At 66.4% G+C, this 20023-nt stretch carries 17 protein-coding genes; 7 read left to right on the top strand and 10 right to left on the bottom strand.

Annotated features, from left to right (window positions below; translation table 11 throughout):
* Positions 1–3 precede the first annotated feature (3 nt).
* Together sdhC and WJ16_RS23800 are read right to left on the bottom strand one after the other, a co-directional pair.
* Entirely contained in the window at positions 4–420 is a 417-nt protein-coding gene (gene sdhC / locus WJ16_RS23805) for a succinate dehydrogenase, cytochrome b556 subunit (protein ID WP_034185792.1), read from the bottom strand.
* A 170-nt stretch (positions 421–590) separates the two neighbouring features.
* The gene (locus WJ16_RS23800) at positions 591–1415 is read right to left on the bottom strand and encodes a GntR family transcriptional regulator (RefSeq protein WP_076606001.1); all 825 of its coding nucleotides are present in this window, start codon (positions 1413–1415) and stop codon (positions 591–593) included.
* A gap of 288 nt (positions 1416–1703) precedes the next feature.
* On the opposite strand from WJ16_RS23800, the gene WJ16_RS23795 reads away from it, so the two are divergent.
* From WJ16_RS23795 to WJ16_RS23770, 6 genes are all read left to right on the top strand, one after another.
* Positions 1704–2690, top strand: coding sequence for a malate dehydrogenase (locus WJ16_RS23795; protein WP_006754984.1), 987 nt, complete (start codon positions 1704–1706; stop codon positions 2688–2690).
* Positions 2691–2872: 182 nt separating this feature from the next.
* Positions 2873–3880 (top strand): HpcH/HpaI aldolase/citrate lyase family protein, encoded by a 1008-nt coding sequence (locus tag WJ16_RS23790; RefSeq protein WP_069259513.1) that lies wholly within the window; start codon positions 2873–2875, stop codon positions 3878–3880.
* A gap of 231 nt (positions 3881–4111) precedes the next feature.
* Positions 4112–4627, top strand: coding sequence for a hypothetical protein (locus WJ16_RS23785; RefSeq protein WP_069259512.1), 516 nt, complete (start codon positions 4112–4114; stop codon positions 4625–4627).
* 22 nt (positions 4628–4649) lie between these two features.
* Positions 4650–6101 (top strand): bifunctional 2-methylcitrate dehydratase/aconitate hydratase, encoded by a 1452-nt coding sequence (locus tag WJ16_RS23780; protein ID WP_069259511.1) that lies wholly within the window; start codon positions 4650–4652, stop codon positions 6099–6101.
* Between the two features lie 52 nt (positions 6102–6153).
* Positions 6154–8871, top strand: coding sequence for an aconitate hydratase AcnA (acnA, locus tag WJ16_RS23775; RefSeq protein WP_069259510.1), 2718 nt, complete (start codon positions 6154–6156; stop codon positions 8869–8871).
* A 51-nt stretch (positions 8872–8922) separates the two neighbouring features.
* Positions 8923–9987 (top strand): hypothetical protein, encoded by a 1065-nt coding sequence (locus tag WJ16_RS23770; RefSeq protein WP_236858374.1) that lies wholly within the window; start codon positions 8923–8925, stop codon positions 9985–9987.
* Between the two features lie 141 nt (positions 9988–10128).
* Here the strand turns inward: WJ16_RS23770 and WJ16_RS23765 are convergent, their stop codons facing one another.
* Genes WJ16_RS23765 through WJ16_RS23755 form a run of 3 tightly spaced genes read right to left on the bottom strand, consistent with a single transcriptional unit; the run spans position 10129 to position 11323 of the window.
* Complete coding sequence (locus WJ16_RS23765) at positions 10129–10572, bottom strand: DUF1801 domain-containing protein (RefSeq protein WP_069259509.1); 444 nt, start codon at positions 10570–10572, stop codon at positions 10129–10131.
* Positions 10569–11000 carry an SRPBCC family protein gene (locus WJ16_RS23760; RefSeq protein WP_069259508.1) on the bottom strand — a complete coding sequence of 144 codons (432 nt, stop codon included), beginning with the start codon at positions 10998–11000 and terminating at the stop codon, positions 10569–10571. Before WJ16_RS23760 ends, WJ16_RS23765 begins: the two co-directional genes overlap by 4 nt.
* Positions 11000–11323 (bottom strand): ArsR/SmtB family transcription factor, encoded by a 324-nt coding sequence (locus WJ16_RS23755; RefSeq protein ID WP_041493622.1) that lies wholly within the window; start codon positions 11321–11323, stop codon positions 11000–11002. The genes WJ16_RS23760 and WJ16_RS23755 overlap by 1 nt, the downstream gene beginning before the upstream one ends.
* Positions 11324–11966: 643 nt before the next feature.
* Between WJ16_RS23755 and WJ16_RS23750 the strand changes: the two genes are divergently transcribed.
* Positions 11967–13700 (top strand): S53 family peptidase, encoded by a 1734-nt coding sequence (locus WJ16_RS23750; protein WP_069259507.1) that lies wholly within the window; start codon positions 11967–11969, stop codon positions 13698–13700.
* A gap of 106 nt (positions 13701–13806) precedes the next feature.
* Here the strand turns inward: WJ16_RS23750 and WJ16_RS23745 are convergent, their stop codons facing one another.
* The 5 genes from WJ16_RS23745 to WJ16_RS23725 all read right to left on the bottom strand — a co-directional run bounded on the left by WJ16_RS23745 (position 13807) and on the right by WJ16_RS23725 (position 19927).
* The gene (locus WJ16_RS23745; RefSeq protein ID WP_084636150.1) at positions 13807–15225 is read right to left on the bottom strand and encodes an MFS transporter; all 1419 of its coding nucleotides are present in this window, start codon (positions 15223–15225) and stop codon (positions 13807–13809) included.
* Positions 15226–15445: 220 nt separating this feature from the next.
* Positions 15446–16282 carry an ABC transporter permease gene (locus WJ16_RS23740; protein ID WP_049032914.1) on the bottom strand — a complete coding sequence of 279 codons (837 nt, stop codon included), beginning with the start codon at positions 16280–16282 and terminating at the stop codon, positions 15446–15448.
* A 46-nt stretch (positions 16283–16328) separates the two neighbouring features.
* Positions 16329–17585 carry an ABC transporter permease gene (locus tag WJ16_RS23735; RefSeq protein WP_069261107.1) on the bottom strand — a complete coding sequence of 419 codons (1257 nt, stop codon included), beginning with the start codon at positions 17583–17585 and terminating at the stop codon, positions 16329–16331.
* A gap of 111 nt (positions 17586–17696) precedes the next feature.
* Positions 17697–18743: an ABC transporter substrate-binding protein gene (locus WJ16_RS23730; RefSeq protein ID WP_069259506.1), complete on the bottom strand. Its 1047-nt coding sequence runs from the start codon at positions 18741–18743 to the stop codon at positions 17697–17699.
* A gap of 77 nt (positions 18744–18820) precedes the next feature.
* Entirely contained in the window at positions 18821–19927 is a 1107-nt protein-coding gene (locus WJ16_RS23725; protein ID WP_069259505.1) for an ABC transporter ATP-binding protein, read from the bottom strand.
* Positions 19928–20023 lie beyond the last annotated feature (96 nt).

Below are 20023 nucleotides of genomic sequence, written 5' to 3'. Positions count from 1 at the left end.
TTCTTAGAATGCTCCGAACAGTTTGAGTGCCATGGCGATCGTCAGCGCGATCGAGACGACGAAGACGACGACGGCCGTCCGCTTGCCGCCTTCCTTCGTGACGGCGTCGTGGTTGACGTCCATCAGCAGGTGGCGAATGCCGGCGCAGAAATGGTGGAAGAAGGCCCACGACAGTGCGAGGACGATCAGCTTGACGATGATGTTGGAGAGGAAAGCCTTGAAGACTTCGAAGCTGAGCTCGGACGTGAGGCTCTGGTCGAAGAGGAACAGCAGGAACGGCAGGAACAAGAACAGCAGCGCGCCGCTGACTCGATGGAGGATCGACAATATCGCTGCCAGCGGCATGCGATATTTCATCGTGATATCGCCGAATCCGATGTTCCGGTATTCCGGCCTCGGCTTTCTTACTGCATCAGTCATGCTAGACCCCTACTATGTTGTCACACTAATCCGCGATTTTAGCGCCTTTTTATATCGCGCTGCAGCGAAAGTCTGCTCTGGATAATTGCGCGAACAAGAACAAAGGCGGCCCGAAACGTGCTTCGCGAGCGTGGGATTCGCGAACGCACTCGGCTTGAGCCGATACACCGTCAACTCAAGTCATTCTGATAGTAGTACCCGGTCGTGACATACCAGCCGCGACGCACTTCCACCGGCCGGTCTCCGTATGTATAGGACACGCGCTCGACCGACAGCAGCGGGAACCCCGCCGGCACGTGCAGCAGGTCGGCCACCGCCGGCTCCGCCGCCACCGCGCGGATCTTCTCCGTCGCACGGATCATCCGCGTGCCGAACTCGGTCTCGAACATCGCGTAGAGCGGCCCCTTGTACTCGCTCAGCCGCTCGAACGTGAGCCCGCGGAACATCGCGCCCGGCAGCCAGATCTCGTCGAGCACCGTCGCTTCGTTCTCGAACTCCAGCAGGCGGCGCACCTGCACGACGGGATCGGCCGGCTTCAGGTCGAGCTGCCGCGCGATCTCGGCCGGCGCGCGCAGGCGCCGGCACTCGAGCAGGCGGCTGACGTGCGGATGTTCGGCGCCGTCGTCGGCCAGCAGGCGCAGGAAACGGAACTGCGCGCGATCTTCATTGTGCGTCGCAACAAAAGTACCCTTGCCCTGCCGCCGGACCACGAGGTTTTCGGCGGCCAGCTCGTCGATCGCCTTGCGCACGGTGCCCTGGCTGACCTTGTAGCGGGCCGCGAGCTCCACCTCGCTCGGGATGATCTCGCCCGGCTTCCATTCGCCGGATTCGAGACTTTGCGTGATCAATGACTTAATCTGCTGGTATAACGGGCTGAACGTCGGCGACGGCGCCGCCGCAGGCGAAGGTGCGGGATCGCTCGCGCCCGGCTGCCCTGGGCCGCCTGCGCCGGTCTGATTCGCGGTATTCGCCTGGTTCGATGTCATGGCGCGCATTTCATCACAAACCGCACTTTTTCGTCCACTCAATTTCCGCAAAACATCTGTCTTATATAAGACATATGATACCGTTTGACTTTGCGCGTGACGGCTCCTACACTCCCGGTCGAGCAAGGGTTCGCGGGTGCCACAGCGCGTCCCCGGCTACGTGCCACGGCCGTCTCCAGGTTCACCGCGTCTGCCATCGCGAGTCCTCCGCCCTGCTTCAATGCAACGTTACGCACAACGCGCATAGAATGGCGTTTTCGCTAGCGTCCAACGCTTCACCCGTCCTGGAGATTTTCAATGGCTAAGCCCGCAAAGCGCGTTGCCGTCACCGGCGCCGCAGGTCAAATCGCTTACTCCCTGCTGTTCCGCATCGCGAACGGCGACCTGCTCGGCAAGGATCAGCCGGTCATCCTGCAACTGCTCGACCTCCCGCAAGCCCAAGCCGCCGTCAAAGGCGTCGTGATGGAACTCGACGATTGCGCGTTCCCGCTGCTCGCGGGCGTCGTGATCACCGACGATCCGAAGGTCGCATTCAAGGATGCCGACGTCGCACTGCTGGTCGGCGCACGTCCGCGCTCGAAGGGCATGGAGCGCAAGGACCTGCTGTCGGCGAACGCCGAAATCTTCACGGTCCAGGGCGCCGCGCTGAACGAAGTCGCGAGCCGCGACGTGAAGGTGCTGGTCGTCGGCAACCCGGCGAACACGAACGCGTACATCGCGATGAAGTCGGCGCCGGATCTGCCGAAGAAGAACTTCACCGCGATGCTGCGCCTCGACCACAACCGCGCGCTGTCGCAGCTCGCCGCCAAGTCGGGCAAGCCGGTCGCATCGATCGAGAAGCTCGCCGTGTGGGGCAACCACTCGCCGACGATGTACCCCGACTTCCGCTTCGCGACCGCCGAAGGCGAATCGCTGCTGAAGCTGATCAACGACGACGTGTGGAACCGCGACACGTTCATCCCGACCGTCGGCAAGCGCGGCGCGGCGATCATCGAAGCGCGCGGCCTGTCGTCGGCGGCATCGGCGGCCAACGCGGCGATCGACCACGTGCGTGACTGGGTCCTCGGCACGAACGGCAAGTGGGTCACGATGGGCATCCCGTCGGACGGCTCGTACGGCATCCCCGAAGACATCATCTACGGCGTGCCGGTCGTGTGCGAAAACGGCGAGTACAAGCGCGTCGAAGGCCTGGAAATCGACGCGTTCTCGCGCGAGAAGATGGACGGCACGCTGGCCGAGCTGCTCGAAGAGCGCGATGGCGTCGCCCACCTGCTGAAGAACTAAGCATCACGCATCGTGCCGGGCGGCCTTCGGGCAGCCCGGCACGGCCCGCACCGGCTGCCGCCGGCGCGGGCCGACCGATCCGATCCGCACACGTTTTGCCGCCCGCGCCAGCCGCGCACCGGCCCAGAACGCGTCCGAATCCGATTTTCTCCCCGTTGACCCGCTCCCCTGACGTAGACGAGATGGCCGCGCTCACTCCTGCACAAGTGCTGTACGACGGGGCGTCCCCGCCCCCGATCCTGCCCTGCTGCGATCACTACGCGGGCAGCGAAAAGCTGATGCGCAAGTCGCTCGCGCTGCAGGCCGAGCTGGGCCCCGTGTTCGACATCACGCTCGACTGCGAGGACGGCGCGGCCGTCGGCCAGGAAGCCGCGCACGCGGCGCTCGTCGCCGACATCCTCGGCAGCGACGAGAACCGCTTCGGCCGCGTCGGCGTCCGCATCCACGACTTTTCCCACCCGCACTGGCGCGACGACGTGCGCATCGTGCTGCGCGCGGCGCGCGCGCCCGCCTACATCACGCTCCCGAAAGTCGCGAGTGCCGCCGACGCGGCCGAAATGACCGCGTTCGTCGAAGGCACGCGCCGCGAGCTCGGCATCGCGCAGCCGATTCCCGTCGACGTGCTGGTCGAGACGCACGGCGCGCTCGCGCAGGCGGCGGCGCTCGCCGCGTTGCCGACGGTCGGCACGCTGAGCTTCGGGCTGATGGATTTCGTGTCCGCGCACCACGGCGCGATCCCCGATTCCGCGATGCGCTCGCCCGGCCAGTTCGAGCACCCGCTCGTGCGCCGCGCGAAGCTGGAAATCGCCGCGGCCTGCCACGCGCACGGCAAGACGCCGTCGCACAACGTAACGACCGAGGTGCGCGACATGAGCGTCGTCGCCGGCGATGCACGCCGCGCGCGCGACGAATTCGCGTTCACGCGGATGTGGAGCATCCACCCCGCGCAGATCCGCCCGATCGTCGACGCATTCGCACCGCGCACCGACGAAATCGCGCTGGCCGCCGAAATCCTGCTGGCCGCGCAGGCCGCCGACTGGGGGCCGACACGCCACGGTGATACGCTGCACGATCGCGCGAGTTACCGGTATTACTGGTCGGTGCTGCGCCGTGCGCGCGCCGCCGGCCAGCCCGTGCCGGCCGAGGCCGCGCCGCTGTACGGGCCGGCCGCCGCGGGCAGCGCGCCGTAAGCGCGCGCCGCGGCGCCGATACCCGAGTTTCATGCATGCGACGACGCGCGAACCGGATAGAGGTTTGCGAAACGACAAAAAACGTAACGGAGCCCGAAAACCTGATATATACGCGGCCAAATAGGTGAAAATAGCGGCCGCTGCGCGCTTTCGGGGCGCGTGCAGTTTCAAACCGGCCGGCAGTTTCGATTGCCGGCCCTTGTCAACTGATTATCGAAAGGTTCTGACTCCATGAAGAAACTCCTGATCGCTACCGCCATCGGCGCCTTGTCCGCCACGATGCTGGTGTCGGCTCCGAGCGCGTTTGCCCAGGGTACTGCCACGACGACCGCGAAGAAGGCAGCGGCCAAGCGCCCGGCGCCGGCCAAGCGCATCATCCCGCGCAGCAAGAAAGCCCAGGCGCGTGCCGCGGCCAAGGTCGATCCGGTGCCGGAAGGCGCGGTCAAGTGGTCCTGCAAGGAAGGTCTGTCGTTCGACCTCGCTGGCGATATGAAGCGTGACCAGGTCGTCACGGTTCACTGGGCGAAGAAGAACTACAAGCTGCCGCGTCAGACCACGACGACGGGCGCCGACACGTTCTACGATCCGGCAGCAGGCTTCAAGCTGGTCGTGATCCCGACCAAGGCGATGCTGTTCTCCGACGCGAACGGCGGCGAGCGCCTCGCGGACGAATGCGTGACGCCGGAAATGGCGCAAGGCACGCCGGCACCGACGCAATCGAACGAGCTGAAGCCGGCAACGAACTAAGCGCGTTCCCATCGGCCCCTCGATGTCCGCCCCGGTCTCCAACGTCCGCCCTGCTCCGGATACGGTACTCGTCGATATCGTCGACTACGTGCTGAATGCCGGCATCGACAGCGCGCTCGCGCTGGAGACGGCGCGTCATTGCCTGATCGACACGCTCGGATGCGGACTCGAGGCGCTGTCCTACCCTGCCTGCACCAAGCTGCTCGGCCCCGTCGTGCCCGGCACGATCGTGCCGAACGGCGCGAAGGTGCCGGGCACCTCCTTCCAGCTCGATCCCGTCCAGGCCGCGTTCGGCATCGGCGCGATGATCCGCTGGCTGGACTTCAACGACACCTGGCTCGCCGCCGAATGGGGCCATCCGTCCGACAACCTGGGCGGTATCCTGGCGACGGCCGACTGGCTCTCCCGCACGGCCGTCGCGGCCGGCCGGAAGCCGCTCACGATGCGCGACGTGCTGGTCGCGATGATCCAGGCCCACGAGATCCAGGGCTGCCTCGCGCTCGAAAATTCGTTCAACGCGGTCGGGCTCGACCACGTGCTGCTCGTGAAGGTCGCATCGACGGCCGTCGTCGGCCGGCTGCTCGGGCTCACGCGCGACGAGCTGATCAATGCGGTGTCCAACGCGTTCGTCGACGGCCACCCGCTGCGCACCTACCGCCACGCGCCGAACACGGGTTCGCGCAAATCATGGGCGGCCGGCGACGCGACGTCCCGCGCGGTGCGCCTCGCGCTGATCGCGAAAACGGGTGAAATGGGCTACCCGTCGGCGCTCACCGCAAAAACCTGGGGCTTCTACGACGTGCTGTTCGACGGCAGGCCGTTCCGCTTCCAGCGCCCGTACGGCACGTACGTGATGGAAAACGTGCTGTTCAAGATCGCGTTTCCCGCCGAATTCCACGCGCAAACGGCCGCCGAGGCCGCACTGCAGCTGCACGCCCAGCTCTCCGCCGCGGGCCGCACCACCGACGACATCGGCCGGCTCACGATCCGTACGCACGCAGCCGCGATCCGCATCATCGACAAGCAGGGCCCGCTCGCCAATCCGGCCGACCGCGACCACTGCATCCAGTACATGGTCGCCGTGCCGCTGCTGTTCGGCCGGCTGACCGCGGCCGACTACGAGGATTCGGCCGCGGCGGACCCGCGCATCGACGCGCTGCGCGCGAAAGTCGTGTGCGTCGAGGATCCGCAGTTCACGAAGGATTACCACGACCCGGACAAGCGCTCGATCGCGAATGCACTGACGATCGAGTTCACCGACGGGTCGAAGCTTGCCGAGGTGGCGGTCGAATACCCGCTCGGCCACCGGCGGCGGCGGGCCGAAGGCACCCCGCTCCTGGTCGAGAAGTTCAGGACCAACCTCGCCCGCCGTTTTCCGGCCAAGCAGCAACAAGCGATTCTCGACGTGTCGCTGGACCAGGCAAAGCTCGAAGCAATGCCGGTCGATGAGTACGTCGACTTGTATGTGATATAGCCGTCAGATACAGGACTCTTTGTTTCCTAGCCTTAAACCCAGGAAAATCACCATGGCCCACAATCTCCACAAGACCCTCAAGGAATTCGACAGCGGTTCCGGCAAAGGCAAGTTCTACTCGCTGCCGCAGCTCGGCAAGGAACTGAAGACGAAGATCGAACGCCTGCCGGTGTCGATCCGTATCGTGCTCGAGTCCGTACTGCGCAACTACGACGGCAAAAAGATCACCGAAGAGCACATCGAGCAGCTCGCGAACTGGAAGCCGAATGCGAAGCGCGTCGACGAGATTCCGTTCGTGGTGTCGCGCGTCGTGCTGCAGGACTTCACGGGCGTGCCGCTGCTCGCCGACATCGCGGCCATGCGCGGCGTCGCCGAGCGCACGGGCAAGAACCCGAAGAAGATCGAGCCGCTGGTCCCGGTCGATCTCGTCGTCGACCACTCGGTCCAGATCGACTACTTCCGCCAGAAGGACGCGCTCGACCTGAACATGAAGCTGGAATTCCAGCGCAACAACGAGCGCTACCAGTTCATGAAGTGGGGCATGCAGGCGTTCGACACGTTCAAGGTCGTGCCGCCGGGCGTCGGCATCGTCCACCAGGTGAACCTCGAATACCTCGCGCGCGGCGTCCACAAGAAGGCGGACGGCGGCGACACCGTGTACTACCCGGACACCCTCGTCGGCACGGACAGCCACACGACGATGATCAACGGCATCGGCGTGGTCGGCTGGGGCGTGGGCGGCATCGAGGCGGAAGCCGGCATGCTCGGCCAGCCGGTGTACTTCCTGACGCCGGACGTGGTCGGCGTCGAGCTGAAAGGCAGGCTGCGCGAAGGCGTGACGGCCACCGACCTGGTGCTGACGATCACCGAAATGCTGCGCAAGGAGAAGGTCGTCGGCAAGTTCGTCGAATTCTTCGGCGAAGGCACGAAGTCGCTGTCGCTGCCGGACCGCGCAACGATCGGCAACATGGCGCCGGAATACGGCGCGACGATGGGCTTCTTCCCGGTCGACGAAAAGACGATCGACTACTTCGAAGGCACCGGCCGCACGAAGGCGGAAATCGCCGCGTTCGAAAACTACTTCAAGGCGCAGAAGCTGTTCGGCATCCCGAAGGCCGGCGACATCGACTACACGAAGACGGTGACGCTCGACCTCGCAACGGTCGCACCGTCGCTGGCCGGCCCGAAGCGCCCGCAGGACCGCATCGAGATCGGCAACGTCAAGTCGACGTTCACCGACCTGTTCTCGAAGCCGGTCGCGGAGAACGGCTTCGCGAAGAAGGCGGAAGACCTCGACAAGCAGTACACGACGAGCAACAACGTCGACGTGAAGAACGGCGACGTGCTGATCGCCGCGATCACGTCGTGCACGAACACGTCGAACCCGAGCGTGCTGCTGGCCGCCGGCCTGCTCGCGAAGAAGGCGGTCGAGGCCGGCCTTACCGTCGATCCGAAGATCAAGACCTCGCTCGCGCCGGGATCGCGCATCGTCACCGAGTACCTGACGAAGACGGGCCTGCTGCCCTACCTGTCGAAGCTCGGCTTCGAAGTCGCGGCCTACGGCTGCACGACCTGTATCGGCAACGCGGGCGACCTCACGCCGGAACTGAACGAAGCGATCACGAAGAACGACATCGTCGCGGCGGCCGTGCTGTCCGGCAACCGTAACTTCGAAGCGCGCATCCACCCGAACATCCGCGCGAACTTCCTCGCGTCGCCGCCGCTCGTCGTCGCGTACGCGATCGCCGGCAACATCACGCGCGACCTGATGACCGAGCCGGTCGGCAAGGGCAAGGGCGGCCGCGACATCTACCTCGGCGACATCTGGCCGACGAGCGAAGAAATCCACGCGCTGCTCAAGTTCGCGCTCGATCCGAAGAAGTTCGAGGACAACTACTCGAAGCTGACCAAGAAGGGCGACCTCTGGAGCAAGATCGAGGGCGAATCGGGCCAGGTCTACGACTGGCCGAAGTCGACCTACATCGCCGAGCCGCCGTTCTTCGGCAACGACTTCTCGATGGAACCGGCTGCGTCGATCCCCACGGTCAAGGGCGCGCGCGCGCTCGGCATCTTCGGCGATTCGGTCACGACCGACCACATCAGCCCGGCAGGCTCGATCAAGGAAGACTCGCCGGCAGGCAAGTGGCTGAAGGAAAATGGCGTGCAGAAGGCCGACTTCAACAGCTACGGCTCGCGCCGCGGCAACCACGACGTGATGATGCGCGGCACGTTCGCGAACGTCCGGATCAAGAACCTGATGATCCCGGTGAACGCAGACGGCACGCGTGTCGAAGGCGGCCTGACGATTCATCAGCCGAGCGGCGAACAGTTGTCGATCTACGATGCGGCGATGAAGTACGTCGACGCCGGCACGCCGACCGTCGTGTTCGCGGGCGAAGAGTACGGCACGGGCTCGTCGCGCGACTGGGCCGCGAAGGGCACGCAACTGCTCGGCGTGAAGGCCGTGATCGCACGCAGCTTCGAGCGCATCCACCGCTCGAACCTGGTCGGCATGGGCGTGCTGCCGCTGCAGTTCAAGGGCTCGGACAGCGTCCAGTCGCTCGGCATCACCGGTGACGAAACGTACGACATCGAAGGCCTCGGCGACGACTTCAAGCCGCAGCAGGACGTCACGCTCGTGATCCACCGCAAGAACGGCGAATCGCAGCGCGTGCAGGTGCTGCTGCGCATCGATACGCCGATCGAAGTCGACTACTACAAGCACGGCGGTATCCTGCCGTTCGTGCTGCGCTCGCTGCTCGCAGCGTAAGCGCTGTTGCAGGTGCCGTAGCCGCCTCGCGGGCGGCTGCGGCCGATTTGGATGCCCGACCTCGTGTCGGGCTTTTTTTCCGTCTCCGAATTGCCGGGCACCGACCGCACGCACGTTTTCGATCGGCATCGCGTGTCACAATGGCGCGACCGTCGATCCCGCCCCCACGCCATGCGCCGCCTCGCCCTGCAACTCGCCGCGACACTTTTCCCGTTGATGATCGCCACGGCGACGCTCGCCGATCTTCAGTATTTCCACAAGCGCTTTGCAGGACGGATCGGCGGCCGCTATGCGTTCACGATGGACGTCAAGAATGTCGACGGCAAGCTGACGGGCAGCTACCGCTACGTCGGCAAGCACACCGATATTCCGCTAAGCGGCAAGATCGACCCGTCGGGCAGCTTCACGATGGACGAGACAGGCGGCACCGGGCAACGCACCGGCACGTTCACGGGCAAGGTGGCCGGCAACGCGCTAGACGGCACCTGGGCATCGTCCGACGGTGCTCGGCGCCTGCCCGTCGACGCGCGACAGACCTCTGAAATCGTCATCGGCTCGAAGCGCGAGATTCTCACGCAGGCGATCGGCACTTACGCGCTCGACAGCGTCTCCGGCTCCGGTGGCGCCAATGCGATGTGGGACTCGTGGCGGAACAAAGGCCGATGGGAATCCAACGTATCGAGCATTTCGATGGCGCGGCGCGAATTCTCGGACGTGAGCCTCACGCGCAAGGATCTGCGGCGACTCGACAGCATGACGATCACCGTGGACCCGGCGCTCGCCACGCGCCTGAACGTCGATGGCAAGGTACTGGTGTCGATCCCGTACCGCGACGCGGGGATGCAGTACGAGATCGGCGCGCCCCACGACAGCGTCGTCGAAGACGGGCTGAAAGCACTGTCGCCTGCCACCACGGTGCATGACGAGCAGCTCTACCTGCTCGCCCGCGACGCGATCGACTTCGTCCCCGCGATGTCGGGAAATTTTCTGCCCGACGACAGTCCGGACATCGTGACGGTCAGCTATGCAGTCGTCGACAAAACCTTCACCGTCTATCTGCAAGACGGCAACTGCTGCGGCGGCACCCTGTTCACGTTCCGACGCAAGGGCAAGTGACGCGATCCGCGCTCGTACGTAGGGCCGCTGACGGACAGTGCGCGACGCGTCGAGGCGCGGACAGCGGCATTCAGGACAATCCTGCCCGGGACGTTCGACGTCCGCGCAAGTGCTGCCGGTAATCGCGCGTCGCCCAAAGCGTCACGCCGCGTTGTCCGCACGCGCCTTCGCGCCGGCACCGGCGCCCGCTCGCCGCGCATTCTTCTTCAAATGCGTGCGGTTGTATTCGATCGCCGCGCGCACGAGCTGCTTCAGCGCCCGCTTGTCGAGCCGGTCGCCTTCGAAGAAATCGATCGCGCGCCGCGCATTGCCGTCGAGGCCGTCGTTGAACAGCTGGTCGGGATCGGGCAGGTGCGCGCCGTGCATGAAGGTCACCTTCACCTTGCCCTTGTGCGCATTCGCCACCGCGATCATTCCGTCGCACTCCCAAACGGGACTGCCCATCCATTTCCATTCCTCGACGATGCCCGCTTGCGCGCCGAGGATCGTCTCGCGCAGCTCGGCGAAGGTCTTGCCGCGCCAGTCGTCGATGCCGGCGATCAGCGCGTCGATACGCTGCGACGGCGTGAGGTCCGTGGTGCTCATGTGCGCGCCTCCGTGCCTGCGTCCGGGCGGGCCAGGACCTGTTCGAGCGCGTCGAGGAACCGGACCCAGCCGTGCTGCGCGCCGCGGTACGCCTGCTCCTGATCCGTGCGGAAACCGACCTGCTCCATCCGCAGGTGCGTGCCGGCGGGCGTTGGCGTGAGCGTCCACGTGACGACGCTTTCGAGCCCGTACGCGGCCCACGTATAAGACAGCGCGCGCGGCGGCTCGATCGTCAGGATCGTGCAGTCGACCGAACCCCAGTCGGCGCGGAAGCTGAAGGCGCGGCCCGCGACGGGCTCGAAGTCGCTCTTCATCAACCATGCCTCGATCAGATGCGGTTGCGTGAGCGCGCGCCAGATCTTCTCCGGCGGATGAGGCAGCTCCCGTTCGACGACGACGGAGCGCGTTTCGGTGGTGGCCTGGTTCATTACTGATCCATCCTTTTCAGAAGGTCTTCGAGGGCGTCGAACCGGTTCTGCCAGAAGCCGGCCATCTGGCTCGTCCAGTCGATCAACGGGGCCAGCGCTTGCGGCTGCGCGCTGTAGTGCGTCTGCCGGCCTTCGTGACGGTCGCTCACGAGCCCGGCCTGCTTCAGGACGCCGAGATGCTTCGAGACGGCCGGCTGCGAGACGCCCGCGTGGGCCGTCAACGCGGCGACCGTCAGCTCGCCGTCCGCGCACAGCCGCTCGAAGAGCGCACGGCGCGTCGGATCGGCAAGCGTCCTGAAAAGCATGTCGTGGGCGTTCTGCATGTCCTTATTCATAACTCGCTGGTTATGGGTTGAAGGATATCCGGTGAACGGCGAGAGTCAAGGCGGAATTTCACGCACGACGCTGCGCGATCTTGCGTGTGCCCGTCGTCCGCCCGGCACGCCCATGCGCAGGTCTGGATTCGAGCAATCCCTCTAATCCGCAATTGCCGCATGCGATCCGAAAGCCGCCCGCAAGACCGCCGGAAGCCCCGTTCCACAGTTCGGGAAACGTTCGCGACCGGCCGGCCTCTTTTTTATGCACGTGCGAAACCGTTCGTGCCGCATCGCCCCGTTTGACCACATAGTGCGACGCGGCACGCGGCAACGACCGGACACGCACGCTGCACGCACGCGTCGATCCGCTCTGCGATCGTGTACGTTCCGGCGCCGCGACGAGCGACTCGTGCGTACGAACGTCGCGCGTTGCCGCGCCGTCGTGTCGAGAACCGGTTCCGTTCGTCGCGGGCGCGATCGCGTGCGCGCGGGCCGCCCTGCCTGCGCGCACACGTGCCGATGTCAGAACTGACAGCTAGGGAAACTGGCAGCTACCTGAACGGCAGCGACGCCCTACGCTCGTCACCGCTCGCGACCCCACAAGGGTCGAGGGCTCCAGCAACGTCGTTTCTCCTAAAAAGGACTCCCGATGAAAAGGAATGCCTGGTTTGCCCTGCCCCTGCCGTCGCCCCGCCGCCTCGCGTGCGTGGCACCGCTCGTGTTCGCCGCCGCTGCGGCGCATGCGGCGACGGATTGGGTCGACACCCATACGAAGGCCTTTCTGACCGGCCCGCAGTTGATGGCGCGCAGCGCGGCGCCGTCGCTCGAACTCGCGGCCGGCGAAACGACCAACGTCGTCGTCAGCCTGAAGCTGCGCAACGCCGCGCAGCTCAAGCAACTGGCGCGCGACGTGAACAGGCCGGGCAGCGCGCACTACCACCAGTACCTGACGCCCGAGCAGTTCCTCTCCAGCTACGCGCCGACCGAAGCGCAGGTAAAGTCGGTGGTCGACTATCTGCACAAGAGCGGCTTCACGAACGTCGAGGTCGCGCCGAACCGGCTGCTGGTCTCCGCCAGCGGCACGGCCGGCACGGTGAAGGCCGCGTTCAACACGTCGCTCGTGCACTTCCAGTACGCGGGCCGTTCGGGCTACGCGAACACGTCGACCGCACAGGTGCCGCGCGCGCTCGGCGACGTCGTCGGCTCGGTGCTCGGGCTGCAGAACGTCGCGCGTGCCCATCCGATGCTGCGCATCGGCAACGTGGCGAAGCCGCAGGCGCTCGCGGCCGGCACGGCCACCGGCCACTATCCGAAGGAATTCCCGGGCCTCTACAACGCGACCGGCGTGCCGACCGCGGCCGGCGTGACCGTCGGCATCATCACGATCGGCGGCGTGTCGCAGACGCTCGCGGACCTGAAGCAGTTCACGTCGAGCAACGGTTACGGCACGGTGTCGACGCAGACGGTCAAGACCAACGGCTCGGGCGGCAGCTATACCGACGACCAGGACGGCCAGGGCGAATGGGATCTCGACAGCCAGTCGATCGTCGGCTCGGCCGGCGGCCAGGTCGGCAAGCTCGTGTTCTACATGGCGGACCTCAACGCCAGCGGCAACACGGGGCTCACGCAGGCGTTCAACCGCGCGGTGTCGGACAACACCGCGAAGGTGATCAACGTGTCGCTCGGCTGGTGCGAAACCGACGCGAACGCCGACGGCACGATCGACGCCGAGGAACAGATCTTCACGACCGCCGCCGCGCAAGGCCAGACGTTCTCCGTTTCGTCGGGCGACGAAGGCGTGTACGAGTGCAACAACCGCGGCTATCCGGACGGCGCGAACTACACGGTGTCGTGGCCGGCTTCGTCGCCGCACGTGCTCGCGATCGGCGGCACGACGCTCTACACGACGTCGGCGGGCGCGTTCTCGAACGAGACGGTGTGGAACGAAGGGCTCGACGGCAACGGCAAGCTGTGGTCGACGGGCGGCGGCGTCAGCACGATCCTGCCCGCGCCGTCGTGGCAGTCGGGCAGCAACCGCCAGTTGCCGGACGTCGCGTTCGACGCCGCGCAAAGCACCGGCGCGTACATCTACAACTACGGCCAGTTGCAGCAGATCGGCGGCACGAGCCTCGCCGCACCGATCTTCACGGGCTTCTGGGCGCGTCTGCTCGCAGCCAACGGCACGGGGATCGGCTTCCCCGCCGGCAATTTCTACGCCGACATTCCGTCGAACCCGTCGCTCGTGCGCTACGACGTGGTATCGGGGAACAACGGCTATCAGGGGTATGGCTACAAGGCAGGCACCGGCTGGGACTACACGACCGGCTTCGGCAGCCTGAACATCGCGAACCTCAACAAGCTGATCAAGTCAGGCGGGTTCTAAGCGAAGCGTGACGGCCGGCGCGCGGCGGGAGTGCGTTGCGCGCCGGTTCGAGACTTTACGGCGATCGCGGTCCGATCGTCGGCCTGCGCGTGGACCGTGCCCATCCCTACTCGGTCGCGCGCTCGCTCGCGGGCTCCGACGCGGCCGGCACACCGGCCCGATGCGACGGCGCAAAGAGCCGCAGCCCGCTCGCGACGCTCGCGGCCCCGGCGAAGCCCGCGCCGAGCATCAGTGCCAGTGTCGGCCCGTGGCGCCCCGCGATCCCGAACGACAGCGCGACGAGCGCCGCGCCCGTCGCCTGCCCGATCAGCCGCGCGGTCGCGATGATCCCGCTGGCGCCGCCGCTGCGCTCGGGCGGCGCGCTCGACATCAGCGCCTTCAGGTTCGGCGACTGGAAAAAACCGAAGCCCGCGCCGCACAGCATCATCCGCCAGCCGATGTCGATGACGCCCGGCGCCGCCGGCAACGCGGCGAGCGACACCATGCCCGCGCTCAGCAATGCAAGACCGATCGCGCCGAGCAGGCCTGGCGGATAGCGATCCGACAACCGGCCCGCGATCGGCGCGGCGAACGCGACGATCGCCGACCACGGCGTCATCAGGAACCCCGTCTCGACCGCGTTGCGATGCAGGACGGTTTCGAAATAGAACGGCAGCGACACGAACGCAAGCCCCTGCGCGGCGAACGCGCACACGGCGGTCAGTGCCGACAGCGTGAACACCGGCCGGCGAAACAGGTCGACCGGCAGCATCGGCGCCGGATGCCCGGCCTGGCGGCGGATCAGCAGCCAGCCGAACGTGACCGCGACCGCGGCCGCCGCGCACACGACGGCAAGCGGCCCGCGCTGCGCGAATTCGCCGAGCGCGAAGATCAGCGACGCGAACGTGATCACGTTGAACAATGCGGCGACCGGATCGAACGCATGCTTGCCGCGCGCCGTCTGCGGCAGCGACGGAATCGCCACTGCAAGCGCGAACACGCCGAGCGGCACGTTCACCGCGAACAGCCACGGCCACGCGGCAACCGACAGGATCAGCGATGCGATGGTCGGCCCCACCGCGAACGACACGCCGACCACGAGCGCGTTGAAGCCGACGCCGCGCCCGAGCCGGTGCGCGGGAAACAGGCCGCGGATCAGCGCGACGTTGACGCTCATGATCGCGCTCGCGCCGAAGCCCTGCACGATCCGCGCGGCCGTCAGCATCGGCAGCGTCGACGCGAGCGAGCAGCCGAGCGATGCGAGCGTGAACACCGCGAGCCCGGCGACGTACACGCGCTTGTGGCCGACGATGTCACCGAGCGACGCGAACGGCAGCAGCGTCGCGACCATCGCGAGCTGGTATGCGTTGATGATCCACACGGACGCGGCCGGCGACGCATGCAGGTCGGTCGCGATCGCGGGCAGCGCGGTGTTCGCGATCGCGGTGTCGAGCGTCGCGAGCGCGACGGCCAGCAGCACGGCGGACATCGCGCGCCAGTTGACGGCCGGCTCATGCGCGCCGGCTGGGGTAGCGAATTCGGACAAGATGAAGCTCGGCTGACGAGCGACGCGGGGTGCCGCGTCGCGGATTGGACTCGCGGCGGCGTTCCGGTCGCACCGCACGGAACGCGCGCCGCCGCGCCCCGTATTGTTGCAGAGCCGCATCGAACGTGCAGGCCGCCGCGTCGTCAGTCAGCGAAATGAAAGCCGCCGCGTGGCCGTGCGGGAAGCACGACCAGCGGGCGCGGCACGCCGGCCCGCCTCGTCAGCTCACCGCGCGCCGCGCATTGCGCCCGCGCAGCCATTCGAGCGCCAGCAGCAGGCTCGTCGAGAAAATGATCAGGATCGTTGCGAGCGCAGCGATCGTCGGGCTGATGTTCTCGCGAATGCCGGTGAACATCTGGCGCGGCAGCGTCGTCTGGTCCGCACCCGCGAGGAACAGCGTGACGACCACCTCGTCGAACGACGTCGCGAACGCGAACAGCGCGCCCGACATCACGCCCGGCGCGATCACCGGCAGCGTCACGCGAAAGAACGTCGACACCGGGTTCGCGCCGAGCGACAGGCTCGCGCGCACGAGGTTCTGGTTGAAGCCCTGCAGTGTCGCGGCAACCGTCGTCACGACGAACGGCACGCCGAGCGCCGCGTGCGCGGCGATCAGCCCCGTGTAGGTGTTCGCGAGCCCGAGCGGCGCGAAAAACAGGTACATGCCGACGCCCACCACGACCACCGGCACGATCATCGGCGACAGCAGCACGGCCATCAGCAGCCCCTTGCCGCGGAAGTCGGCCTTCGTCAGACCGATCGCCGCGAGCGTGCCGAGCACGGTCGCGACGACGGTCGCCGACGGCGCGACGATGAAGCTGTTCTTCGCCGCCATCCGCCACTCGTCGGATGCGATCAGGTTCTCGTACCAGCGCGTCGAGAAACCCGGGATCGGATAGACGAGGAACGTGCTCGACGAGAACGACAGCGGCACGATCGCGAGCACCGGCAGGATCAGGTACAGCAGCGTCAGCACGACGAGCACGCGCAGCGCGACGTACCACGCGCGCTCGACGAACGACATGTGCGGCGCGAACAGCGGCCTGGCGAGTTTCATGGTTCGAATCCCCTTCCCGTTTCGTGGCGTGTTCCGGCCCGGCCGCTCAGCCGAGGCTCACGTTGGTGCGCGTGAAGCGCCCGTACACCGCGTACAGCACGAGCGTCGCCGCGAGCAGCAGCCCGCCGAGCGCACACGCCATCCCCCAGTTGATCGTCACGTTCGTGAAGTACGCGACGTAGTAGCTGACCATCTGGTCGTTCGGCCCGCCGAGCAGCGCGGGCGTGATGTAGTAGCCGATCGCGAGGATGAACACGAGCAGCGCGCCCGCGCCGACGCCCGGATAGGTCTGCGGCACGTACACGCGCCAGAACGCGGCGAACGGATGGCTGCCGAGCGACACGGCCGCGCGCTGATAGGTCGGCGGGATCGACTTCATCACGCTGTAGAGCGGCAGGATCATGAACGGCAGCAGGATGTGCGTCATCGAGATGTACACGCCGACGCGGTTGAACAGCAGCGTGAGCGGATGCGAGATCAGCCCGCTGCCGATCAGCGCCTTGTTGACGAGCCCTTCGCTCTGCAGCAGCACGATCCATGCGGCGACGCGCACGAGCACCGAGGTCCAGAACGGGATCAGCACGAGGATCATCACGAGGTTCGCGCGACGCTCGGACAGCGTCGAGATCCAGTACGCGAGCGGGTAGCCGAGCAGCAGCGCGAACAGCGTGACGGCCACGCCGATCACGAACGTGCGGCCGAAGATCGCAAGATAGATCGACTGGTCGGGATCGGCCTGCACGATATGGCCGAAGCCGTCCTGCTTGTGGTCGAGCGCGGCAAGCAGGTAGAACGGCGACACCTGGCTGCCGTTCTTCGCGATCGCCTGCCAGTATGCGACGTCGCCCCAGCGCGAATCGAGGTCGATGAATTTCGCGCGCATCTGCGCGGGCGTGAGCGCCGCGTCATTGTCGCCCTTCAGCGGCATCGCGCGCGCCGTCTTCGCGACGAGCGAGCGATAGCCGGGAATCTCGGTGTTCAGGCGCCGCGCGAGCGCCCCCATCGCCTCGCTGTCGGCCACCTTCGTCATGTCGGCCGCGAGCGCGACGTACGCGGCGTCTGCCGGCGGCGCCTTGCGGTCCCAGCCCGACAGCGCGGCGACCGTGTTCGGCAACGCGGTCGCGATCTCCGGGTTCTGCACCGCGCGCGTGAGCAGCGTGCCGATCGGCACGACGAAAATCAGCAGCAGGAAAATCGCGAGCGGCGCGACCAGCAGCAGCGCCATCGTGCGCTTGCGGGCCTCGGCGGCTTTCAGCTCGCGCTTGAGCGCGGCGTTCGGCGGCGAGGAAGGCGCGATCGTCATCGTATTCAACGGTTCTCTCCGGCCGGGCACGTTCCGGCGGAAGGCCGCGCGACACGATCGACGTGCCGCGCGGCCGGTTGCATCAGGACACCGTTCAGGAGGCCTGACCGGTTACTTCGTCGCCCATGCGGCGAAGCGCTGCTCGAGCTCGTCGCTGTGGTCGGTCCAGAAGCCGATGTCTTCCAGCACCGCGTTCTTGCCGTTGGCCGGCGAGTTGGGCAGGTTCGCGAGCGTCTTCGGGTCGAGCGCCTTGATCGCCGCAATGTTCGCCGGGCCGTACGCGATGTGCTGCGCATACGCCTGCTGCGGCTTCGGCGTCAGCGAATACGCGATGTACTGCTCGGCCAGCGCCTTGTTCGGCGAACCCTTCGGAATCGCCCAGTAGTCGAGGTCGTAGATGCTGCCGTTCCACACGACCTTCAGGTTCTTGCCTTCCTTCTGCGCGGCGTCGATGCGGCCGTTGTACGCGGTCGACATCACGACGTCGCCGGCGACGAGGAACTGCGGCGGCTGCGCGCCCGCTTCCCACCACTGGATGTACGGCTTCAGCTCGTCGAGCTTCTTGAACGCGCGGTCCTGGCCGGCCTTCGTGCCGAGCACCTTGTACACGTCCTTCGGTGCGACGCCGTCGGCCATCAGCGCGAATTCGAGGTTGTAGCGCGCACCCTTGCGCATGCCGCGCTTGCCGGGGAATTTCTTCACGTTCCAGAAATCGGCCCAGCCGGTCGGCGCCGACTTCAGCTTGTCCGCGTTGTACGACAGCGCCGTCGACCACACGAAGAAACCGACGCCGCACACCTGCGGAGATTCCGGAATCAGGTCGGACTTCTTCGCGATCTTCGACCAGTCGAGCTTCTCGTACAGCCCTTCGTCACAGCCGCGGTTCAGGTCACCCGATTCGACTTCGACCACGTCCCAGTTGACGTGCTTCGCCTCGACCATCGCCTTCACCTTCGCCTGCTCGCCGTTGTATTCGACGGCGGTGACCTTGTTGCCGGTCGCCTTCTCGAACGGCTGGTTGAACGCAACCTTCTGCGCGTCGCCGTTCGCGCCGCCGAAGTTGACGACCGTAAGCTCGGCAGCCGATGCCGATGCGCCGACGACGGCGAGCGCCAGTGCCAGCGCGGTGCGCCGTGCGGTAAAGCGTGCTCGGTTCATGGTGGTTCCTCTCCTCTCGTGGTGGAAGTGGGCAGTTGTTGTTGACGACGTGCTGCGGAAAATCGGGAAAACCCTGCTCAAGCGAACACGCGCAGGTGTTCGGGCGCGAACGCGAGCGCGACCGGTGCGCCGGGCGAGAACGCATCGAGCGCGCCGGTGCCGAGCGGCACCTTCACGAAGCATTCGTCCTGGCCCGGCAGCGCGCAGCGCATGCGCACGTGATCGCCGAAATAGATGAGGCTGCGGGCCTCGCCGCTCAGCCGGTTGGCGGCCGCGCCGTTCGCGTGACCGTTCGCGCCGTGCACGGCCAGGCTCATGCGTTCGGGGCGGATGCACGCGACGGCCGGCGCGCCTTCCGCGGCTTCGCCGATGCGGCGGCCGACGAGCTTCGTGCCGTCGTCGAGCCGGAATTCGCAGAACTCGCCGTCGACGCGCGCGATGGTGCCGCGCAGCCGGTTGCTGTCGCCGATGAAGTTCGCGACGAATTCGTTGCACGGCGATTCGTACAGGCGGTCGACGGTGTCGAGCTGCTGCACGATGCCCTTGTCGAACACGGCGACGCGATCGGACATCGTCAGCGCCTCGCCCTGGTCGTGCGTCACGTACACGAAGGTCACGCCGAGCTTTTCGTGCAGCGCCTTCAGTTCGTACTGCATGTGTTCGCGCAACTGCTTGTCGAGCGCGCCGAGCGGCTCGTCCATCAGCACCAGCTTCGGCTCGAACACGAGCGCACGCGCGAGCGCGATGCGCTGCTGCTGGCCGCCCGACAGCTGCGCCGGGTAGCGTTTCGCGAAGCGCTCCATCTGCACCATCTTCAGCGCATGCGCGACACGCTCCACGCGCTCGGCCGCCGGCAGCTTGCGCACGGTCAGCGGATACGCGACGTTCTGCTCGACCGTCAGGTGCGGAAACAGCGCGTAGTTCTGGAACACCATGCCGATGTTGCGCTTGTGCGGCGGCACGGTGTTCAGCAGCTCGCCGTCGAGGCGGATCTCGCCGCCGGTCGGGAATTCGAAGCCGGCGAGCATCATCAGGCAGGTCGTCTTGCCGGAGCCCGACGGCCCGAGCAGCGTCAGGAATTCCCCGCGGTGGATGTCGAGGTCGAGCGATTTGACGACCAGCGTTTCGCCGTCGTAGGTCTTCCGCACGCCGCGAAAGCTGACGATCACATCATCGGACTTCATCGTGGCTGTCCCCTTGCTTCGCGACAATTGATTTTGAGATGCGAGCCACTATACGGCGCGCACGGTTCTACAATAGGGAACCATTTCAATATTACT

The organism is Burkholderia metallica, from assembly GCF_001718555.1.
Lineage (GTDB): Bacteria > Pseudomonadota > Gammaproteobacteria > Burkholderiales > Burkholderiaceae > Burkholderia > Burkholderia metallica.
Note: the sequence above shows the minus strand (reverse complement) of the source record. Positions and strands in the feature narration are given on the sequence as shown.

Excerpts from the sequence above, each read along its gene's own strand:
- sdhC (WP_034185792.1), bottom strand. The coding sequence starts at position 420 with ATGACTGATGCAGTAAGAAAGCCGAGGCCGGAATACCGGAACATCGGA.
- WJ16_RS23800 (WP_076606001.1), bottom strand. The coding sequence starts at position 1,415 with ATGCGCGCCATGACATCGAACCAGGCGAATACCGCGAATCAGACCGGC.
- WJ16_RS23795 (WP_006754984.1), top strand. The coding sequence starts at position 1,704 with ATGGCTAAGCCCGCAAAGCGCGTTGCCGTCACCGGCGCCGCAGGTCAA.
- WJ16_RS23790 (WP_069259513.1), top strand. The coding sequence starts at position 2,873 with ATGGCCGCGCTCACTCCTGCACAAGTGCTGTACGACGGGGCGTCCCCG.
- WJ16_RS23785 (WP_069259512.1), top strand. The coding sequence starts at position 4,112 with ATGAAGAAACTCCTGATCGCTACCGCCATCGGCGCCTTGTCCGCCACG.
- WJ16_RS23780 (WP_069259511.1), top strand. The coding sequence starts at position 4,650 with ATGTCCGCCCCGGTCTCCAACGTCCGCCCTGCTCCGGATACGGTACTC.
- acnA (WP_069259510.1), top strand. The coding sequence starts at position 6,154 with ATGGCCCACAATCTCCACAAGACCCTCAAGGAATTCGACAGCGGTTCC.
- WJ16_RS23770 (WP_236858374.1), top strand. The coding sequence starts at position 8,923 with ATGCCCGACCTCGTGTCGGGCTTTTTTTCCGTCTCCGAATTGCCGGGC.
- WJ16_RS23765 (WP_069259509.1), bottom strand. The coding sequence starts at position 10,572 with ATGAGCACCACGGACCTCACGCCGTCGCAGCGTATCGACGCGCTGATC.
- WJ16_RS23760 (WP_069259508.1), bottom strand. The coding sequence starts at position 11,000 with ATGAACCAGGCCACCACCGAAACGCGCTCCGTCGTCGTCGAACGGGAG.
- WJ16_RS23755 (WP_041493622.1), bottom strand. The coding sequence starts at position 11,323 with ATGCAGAACGCCCACGACATGCTTTTCAGGACGCTTGCCGATCCGACG.
- WJ16_RS23750 (WP_069259507.1), top strand. The coding sequence starts at position 11,967 with ATGAAAAGGAATGCCTGGTTTGCCCTGCCCCTGCCGTCGCCCCGCCGC.
- WJ16_RS23740 (WP_049032914.1), bottom strand. The coding sequence starts at position 16,282 with ATGAAACTCGCCAGGCCGCTGTTCGCGCCGCACATGTCGTTCGTCGAG.
- WJ16_RS23735 (WP_069261107.1), bottom strand. The coding sequence starts at position 17,585 with ATGACGATCGCGCCTTCCTCGCCGCCGAACGCCGCGCTCAAGCGCGAG.
- WJ16_RS23730 (WP_069259506.1), bottom strand. The coding sequence starts at position 18,743 with ATGAACCGAGCACGCTTTACCGCACGGCGCACCGCGCTGGCACTGGCG.
- WJ16_RS23725 (WP_069259505.1), bottom strand. The coding sequence starts at position 19,927 with ATGAAGTCCGATGATGTGATCGTCAGCTTTCGCGGCGTGCGGAAGACC.